Annotated in this window: 5 protein-coding genes; all 5 read left to right on the forward strand. The window is 72.1% G+C overall.

The window, feature by feature from the left end:
- Positions 1-165, forward strand: a 165-nt coding sequence (locus AB0D10_RS45615) for a potassium-transporting ATPase subunit C (RefSeq protein WP_360268833.1), incomplete at its 5' end; no start/stop codon positions are given.
- A 127-nt stretch (positions 166-292) separates the two neighbouring features.
- Positions 293-2,875, forward strand: a complete 2,583-nt coding sequence (locus AB0D10_RS45620) for an ATP-binding protein (RefSeq protein ID WP_360268822.1) — start codon at positions 293-295, stop codon at positions 2,873-2,875.
- Positions 2,872-3,555, forward strand: coding sequence for a response regulator transcription factor (locus tag AB0D10_RS45625; protein ID WP_360268825.1), 684 nt, complete (start codon positions 2,872-2,874; stop codon positions 3,553-3,555). Before AB0D10_RS45620 ends, AB0D10_RS45625 begins: the two co-directional genes overlap by 4 nt.
- Before the next feature lie 281 nt (positions 3,556-3,836).
- Complete coding sequence (locus AB0D10_RS45630; protein ID WP_360268827.1) at positions 3,837-5,333, forward strand: hypothetical protein; 1,497 nt, start codon at positions 3,837-3,839, stop codon at positions 5,331-5,333.
- 271 nt (positions 5,334-5,604) lie between these two features.
- Positions 5,605-6,512: cation:proton antiporter (locus tag AB0D10_RS45635; protein ID WP_360268830.1), on the forward strand; the 908-nt coding region annotated here is incomplete at its 3' end.

The following is a 6,512-nucleotide window of genomic DNA, read 5'->3' on the forward strand; positions in this document are numbered from 1 at the left end:
TACGCCAAGGAGCAGGTCAACCGGGTCGCCAGGGAACGCGGACTGCCGGCCGACAAGCTGAACCAGCTGGTCGACACGTACACCGAGGGCCGCTCCGTCGGCTTCCTCGGACAGGACGGCGTGAACGTCGTGCTGCTCAACAAGGCGCTCAGCGAGCAGAAGTGATGACGCTCCATCGATCTGCCGAGTGACCAGACCGACCCGGGTACGGGGGGCACACCCCGCGCCCGGGTCGGTCGCCCATGTCTGCGCACCACCAACCTGCCAGCCACACAAGGAAAGAGCAGCGCCCATGGCTCGCGACCTCGCCCCCGGCACCGTGCACCGCCGCGGCCGGCTGAGGGTCTATCTCGGCTCGGCCCCCGGGGTCGGCAAGACCTACCGGATGCTGGACGAGGCCCACCGCCGACAGGACCGTGGCGCGGAGGTGGTGGTCGGGTTCATCGAGTGTCACGGGCGGAGGTTCACCGAAGGGCTGGTGGACGGGCTTGAGGTGATGCCGCGCACCAGACGGACCTACCGGGACGCCGAGTTCGAGGAGATGGACCTCGACGTGGTGCTCGCCCGCCGCCCGTCCGTCGTCCTGGTCGACGAACTGGCGCACACCAACATCCCCGGCGGCCGCAACGCCAAGCGCTGGCAGGACGTCGAGGAGATCCTGGCCGCCGGGATCGACGTCATCACCACCGTCAACATCCAGCACCTGGAATCGCTGAACGACGTCGTCCAGAAGATCACCGGCATCCCGCAGCGCGAGACCGTCCCGGACGAGGTGGTCCGCCGGGCCGACCAGATCGAACTCGTCGACATGGCCCCGCAGGCGCTGCGCCGGCGGATGGCCCACGGCAACGTCTACAAGGCGGAGAAGGTGGACGCCGCGCTCTCCAACTACTTCCGGGTCGGCAACCTCACCGCCCTGCGCGAACTCGCCCTGCTCTGGGTCGCCGGACGGGTCGACGAGGGACTGCGCGACTACCGCGCGACCCACAACATCGACCGGGTCTGGGAGACCCGTGAACGCGTCGTGGTCGCCCTCACCGGCGGCCCCGAAGGCGAGACCCTGATCCGCCGCGCCGCCCGGATTGCCGACCGCACCGCCGGCGGTGACCTGCTGGCCGTCCACGTCACCCGCAGCGACGGCCTGGCCGGCGCCTCCTCCGGCGCGCTCGCCCAGCAGCGGCAGCTGGTCGAGACCCTCGGCGGCAGCTACCACGTGGTGATCGGCGACGACGTCCCCACCGCGCTGCTCGCCTTCGCCCGCGCCCACGACGCCACCCAGCTGGTGCTCGGCACCAGCCGCCGGGGCCGGATCAACCGCTTCCTGACCGGCCCCGGCACCGGGCAGACCACCGTGGACGCCTCCGAGGACATCGACGTCCACATGGTCACCCACGAGTTCACCGGCCGCGGCCGGCTGCCCGCGCTCGGCCGCCGCCACTCCCGGCGCCGCACCATCGCCGGCTACGCAGCGGGCCTGATCGTTCCCCTGCTGCTCACCGTCGCGCTGTCGCCGTTCCGTAGCACACTCAACCTGACCACGGACGCGCTGATCTTCCAACTCGGTGTTGTAGCCGTGGCGTTGCTGGGGGGTGCGCTGTCCGCCTTGCTGGCCTCGGTCATCGCCTCGGTGCTGCTGAACTACTTCTTCATCCCGCCCCTCCACACCCTGACCATCGACGAGGCCAACAACATCGTCGCCCTGGTGGTCTTCGCCACCGTCGCATTGACCGTTTCCACCGTGGTGGACCACGCCGGCCGGCTCACCAGCCGGGCCGCCCGGGCCACCGCCGAGGCCGAGACCCTCTCCACCCTGGCCGGCAGCGTGCTGCGCGGCGCCGACGCCCTGCCCGCCCTGCTGGAGAAGTCCCGGACGGCCTTCGGGATGGACTCCGTCGCCCTGCTCGACAGCCTCACGGGAGAGACCATCGCGCGCAGTGATGCCGAGACGGACGGAGACGTCGAGACCGGAAGCCAGGAGGAGGCCACCGAGGTGGCCGTCGGAGAGCGGGCCGTCCTGGTGCTCACCGGCCGCCGGCTGCCCGCCGCCGACCAGCGCGTGCTCACCGCCTTCGCCGCCCACGTCGCCGCCGCCCTGGAACGCGACCGGCTGGCCGTGGTCGCCGCCGAGGTCGAGCCGATCAAGGCCGCCGACCGGATGCGCACCGCCCTGCTCGCCGCCGTCAGCCACGACCTGCGCACCCCGCTCGCCGCCGCGCTCGCCTCGGTCGGCTCGCTGCGCAGCCCCGACGTCGAGTTCTCCCCCGAGGACCAGGACGAACTCCTCGCCACCGCCGACGAATCCCTGGTCAAGCTCACCCGCCTGGTCGACAACCTGCTCGACATGAGCCGCCTCCAGGCCGGCGCGCTCACCCTCCACATGGCGCCCACCTTGCTGGAAGACGTCCTGATGCGTGCCGTGGACTCGCTGACCGACACCTACGCGCCCGTCCAGCCGCTGGACCTGGACACTGCGCCGGCGGTGCTCGCCGACCCGCCGCTGCTGGAACGCGTGCTCGCCAACGTGATCACCAACGCGCTGCGGTACAACGCCCCCGGCGCACCCGTCCTGGTCACCGCCAGCCACCACGTCGACCAGGTCGAGATCCGGGTGATCGACCGCGGCCCCGGCATCGCCCCCGAGGACCGCGACCAGGTCTTCCTGCCCTTCCAGCGCCTCGGCGACACCGACAACACCACCGGCGTCGGCCTCGGGCTCGCCCTCTCCCGCGGCCTCGCCGAGGCCATGGGCGGCAGCCTGGAGGTCGAGGACACCCCTGGCGGCGGAACCACCATGCTCCTCACCCTGCCGGCAGCACCGGAGACTCGGACCGGGGAACCCGGCATCGCCCTGCTGGAGAGGAGCGCGGACCGGTGAGCCACATCCTCGTCGTCGACGACGAACCGGCACTGCTGCGCACCCTGCGGATCAACCTCCAGGCCCGGCACTACGCGGTGCTCACCGCGGCCACCGGCCAGGAAGCCCTGGACTCGGCGGGCCAAGCGCCACCCGACGCCATCGTCCTGGACCTCGGCCTGCCGGACTTCGACGGCGTGGACGTGATCCACGGCGTCCGCTCCACGCTGACCGTGCCGATCATCGTGCTGACCGGCCGGGCCGACATCGAGGACAAGCTCCGCGCGTTCGACGCGGGCGCGGACGACTACCTGACCAAGCCCTTCAACGTGGATGAACTCCTCGCCCGGCTGCGGGCCGTTCTGCGCAGGCCGCTGGGCGGCGTCCCGTCGGCGCCCGAGCCCACGACACGGATCGGACCGTGCGAGGTCGACCTCGGCGCGGGTACGGTCACCGGCCCGGCCGGCCCGGTCCGACTGACCCCGACCGAGTGGAAGATCCTCGCCCTGCTGCTGGCCAATCCGGGCCGACTGGTACCCGGAAAGCAGATCCTGACCGAGGTCTGGGGCCCGGACGCGGAGGGCAACGGCAACTACCTGAGGGTCTACTTCTCCAGCATGCGGCGAAAGCTCGAACCTAACCCGGGCCGTCCGCGGCACCTGATCACGGAACCCGGGATCGGCTACCGGTTCCAGCCGTGAACGCGTTCCGGCCGCCCACCCGGACGGATCTTGCGCCAATGCCTCGTCAAGATGATCCCCGGCGGCATCAAGGACTCGTCAGGACGGTCGGACGGCTGTTCGGCCGCACCTAGTGTGAGCTGCGAGGAAACGGTTCGCTGCCCGGGCGTGGGGCCTGGCGGCGAACCGTTTGCCGAACCCCGACCCCGGCGGGTTCCTCCGGGACAGGTTCGGCGGCCAGTGAAAACAGGGCGAGGGGGCGCGCGGCGATGCCAACGGGAACGTCGGGCGGTACGGCTGTCATGGGGACAACGCTCGCGTCGGAGACGGTGCGACCGGAGACGGCCGTACCACTCCCCGCGCCGCGCGCCCCCCGTCACCTGTCCGGCCGCTCCTGGCGCAGCCGGGACTGGTGGAACACCCCGCGCCTGGTGCGCGCTCTCACCGGCCTCTGCCTGGCCGCACTGCTTGTCGCCGGAACGGTGACCACCGCCGTCCTGGGCGAGGCCCGGGACGGCACGGACGTCATCGGCCACCAGGCCGCCCCGCAGGTGGTGCGCTCGGCGGACCTGTACTTCGCGCTCAACGACATGGACGCCCAGGCCGCGAACCTGTTGCTGTTCGGCGCGGATCCGGACTACACGGCGCTGCGCAAGCAGACCCTGGACACCTACGAACAGCGGCGCACCCAGGCCGACACCGACCTGCAGCGCGTCACGGAAGCGGTGGCGGGCGACCAGGCCGGGCAGCGGGCCGTGCAGACCGTCATCGGTGAACTCGGCCGCTACGAGGCCCTGGTGGCCCGCGCCCAGCTGCTGGAGGAGCAGGCCCACGCCCCGGCCGGCCGCCCCTCGGCGGAGGCCCTCGCGGCCTACCGGCAGGCCACCGACCTGCTGCGCCAGCAGCTGCTGCCTGCCGTCGACGACGTGACCAAGGCCAACGCGGCCGTGGTCGAGCGCAACTACGCGGACCAGCGCGACGCCCTGGCCGGCGGCTGGTGGTGGATCCTGCTCACCGGTCTGGTCGTGCTGGGCGCGCTCGGGCTGCTGCAGCGGGTGCTCACCGTGCGCTTCCGGCGGCTGGTGAACGTGCCGCTGGCCGTCACGAGTCTGCTCGCCCTCGTCGGCCTGGTCACCGCGCTGACGCTGACCTCCCGGGCGGACCACCACCTGGTGGTCGCCAAGAGCAACTCCTTCGACTCGGTGATCGCCCTCAGCAGGGCCCGCGCGGTGGCGTTCGACCTCAACGCGGACGAGAGCCGATATCTGACCGATCCCGCCCGGGCGGCCGCCTACGAGCAGAGCTTCCTCGACAAGACCCAGTCCTTCGCGCGGGTCGACGGCGTCACGCTCGCCACGTACAACGACCGACTCTCCGCGCTCGCGGACAAGCACCGGGCCGACCACGGCCAGGTCGGCTTCGGCGGGTACCTCGGCGACGAGCTGCGCAACATCACCTTCGCGGGGGAGCAGGACGCGGCGGAGCGGGTGCTGGCCGCATTCCAGCAGTACCAGCGGGACGACCGGAGGATCCGGGAGCTGAACGCCCAGGGCAAGCTCAAGGAGGCCGTCACCTTCAATACGGGCCTCAATACGGGCCAGTCCAATGCCGACTTCGGCGTGCTCAGCGCCGCGCTCGAGGACAACCAGGCGATCAACCAGCGCGCCTTCGAGGGGGCGGTCGCCGACGGCGACGACGACCTCGACGCCACCACCGCGGGCCTCGGTACGGCGGCCCTGGCGGTGGCACTCGCCCTGACCGTGCTGGGGGTGCGGCCGCGCCTGCGCGAGTTCGCCTGACCGGGGGCCCGGTCGTCGTGCCTCGGCTCGTCGTCGTGCGCTTTCCGTCGTCGGCGGAGCGCTGGAGTGACCGTCGGCGCGGCGTGAGCAGCGGCGGTCACGCCCTGTCCATGCCGTGCGCGCCGGTGTCCCGTCGTTCTCGCCCCTGCCGTACCCCGCTAATGCTCCGATAAGATGACCAAAGGTGTGCCGGGAAGCCTGGTCGGCGCGGGGATGACTGCGGCGATCGGCGGCGGTGACCCCGGTTCTTGCGATGGGGTCCTTTCCACCGATGCACGTTGTGGCGATCGTTCTTGTCCTGGTGGTCCTGGCCACGGCCGTGGCCACCTTCGCCGGGCGGCTGCGGGTGCCGGCGCCGTCACTGCTGGTCCTCGCGGGCATCGGGGTGGCCCTGATACCCGGCGTCCCCGCGCTGCACGTCCCGCCGCAGGTCATCGGTATGGTCGTTCTGCCGCCGCTGCTGTACGCCTCCGCCGAGGAACTGTCGCTGCGCGACCTGCGCACGGTCTGGCGGCCGGTGACCATCCTCTCCTTCGGCCTCGTCTTCGCCTCCGCCGCCGCCGTCGGCTTCACGGCCGTCGCCGTCGCCGGCCTGCCGCCCGCGATGGCCTTCGTCCTCGGCGCCGTGCTCTCCAGCACCGACCCCGTGGCCGTCACCGCGCTCGGCCGCCGCCTGGCGCTCCCGGGCCGGCTCCAGGTCCTGGTGCAGGCGGAGAGCCTGTTCAACGACGCCACCTCGCTCGTCCTGTTCAAGGTCGCCGTCGGCATCGCGGTGGCCGTCGGCGCCTCGGTGAGCCTGCCGGCGGCGGGCGGGGAGTTCCTGCTGCTCGGCGGGGGCGGCAGCCTGGTCGGCGCCGCCGTCGCGGGCCTCGTGTGGCTGGTGCGCCGCCGCACCACCGACCCGGTGCTGGAGACGGTCATCGCGCTGGTCACCCCGTACGCGGCGTACGTCCTCGCGGAGTCCGCGCACACCTCCGGCGTCACCTCCGTTGTGGTCGCCGGCGTGCTCCTCGGCCGCTCCGGCCACCGGCTCACCGACGCGCACATCCGGCTGCAACTGCACGCCGTGTACGCGGTGGTGGTGTTCCTGCTGGAGAGCGTCGTCTTCTCCATCGTCGGCCTGGAACTGCCCACCCTGGTCCGCGACCTGCCCGCCGGCACCGGCTGGTGGCCGCTGCA

The sequence above is a fragment of the Kitasatospora sp. NPDC048545 genome, assembly GCF_040651155.1.
Classification (GTDB): Bacteria; Actinomycetota; Actinomycetes; order Streptomycetales; family Streptomycetaceae; genus Kitasatospora.

Bases quoted from the DNA above. Each gene is read 5' to 3' on its own strand.
- AB0D10_RS45630 (WP_360268827.1), top strand. From the start codon at position 3,837: ATGGGGACAACGCTCGCGTCGGAGACGGTGCGACCGGAGACGGCCGTA.
- AB0D10_RS45620 (WP_360268822.1), top strand. From the start codon at position 293: ATGGCTCGCGACCTCGCCCCCGGCACCGTGCACCGCCGCGGCCGGCTG.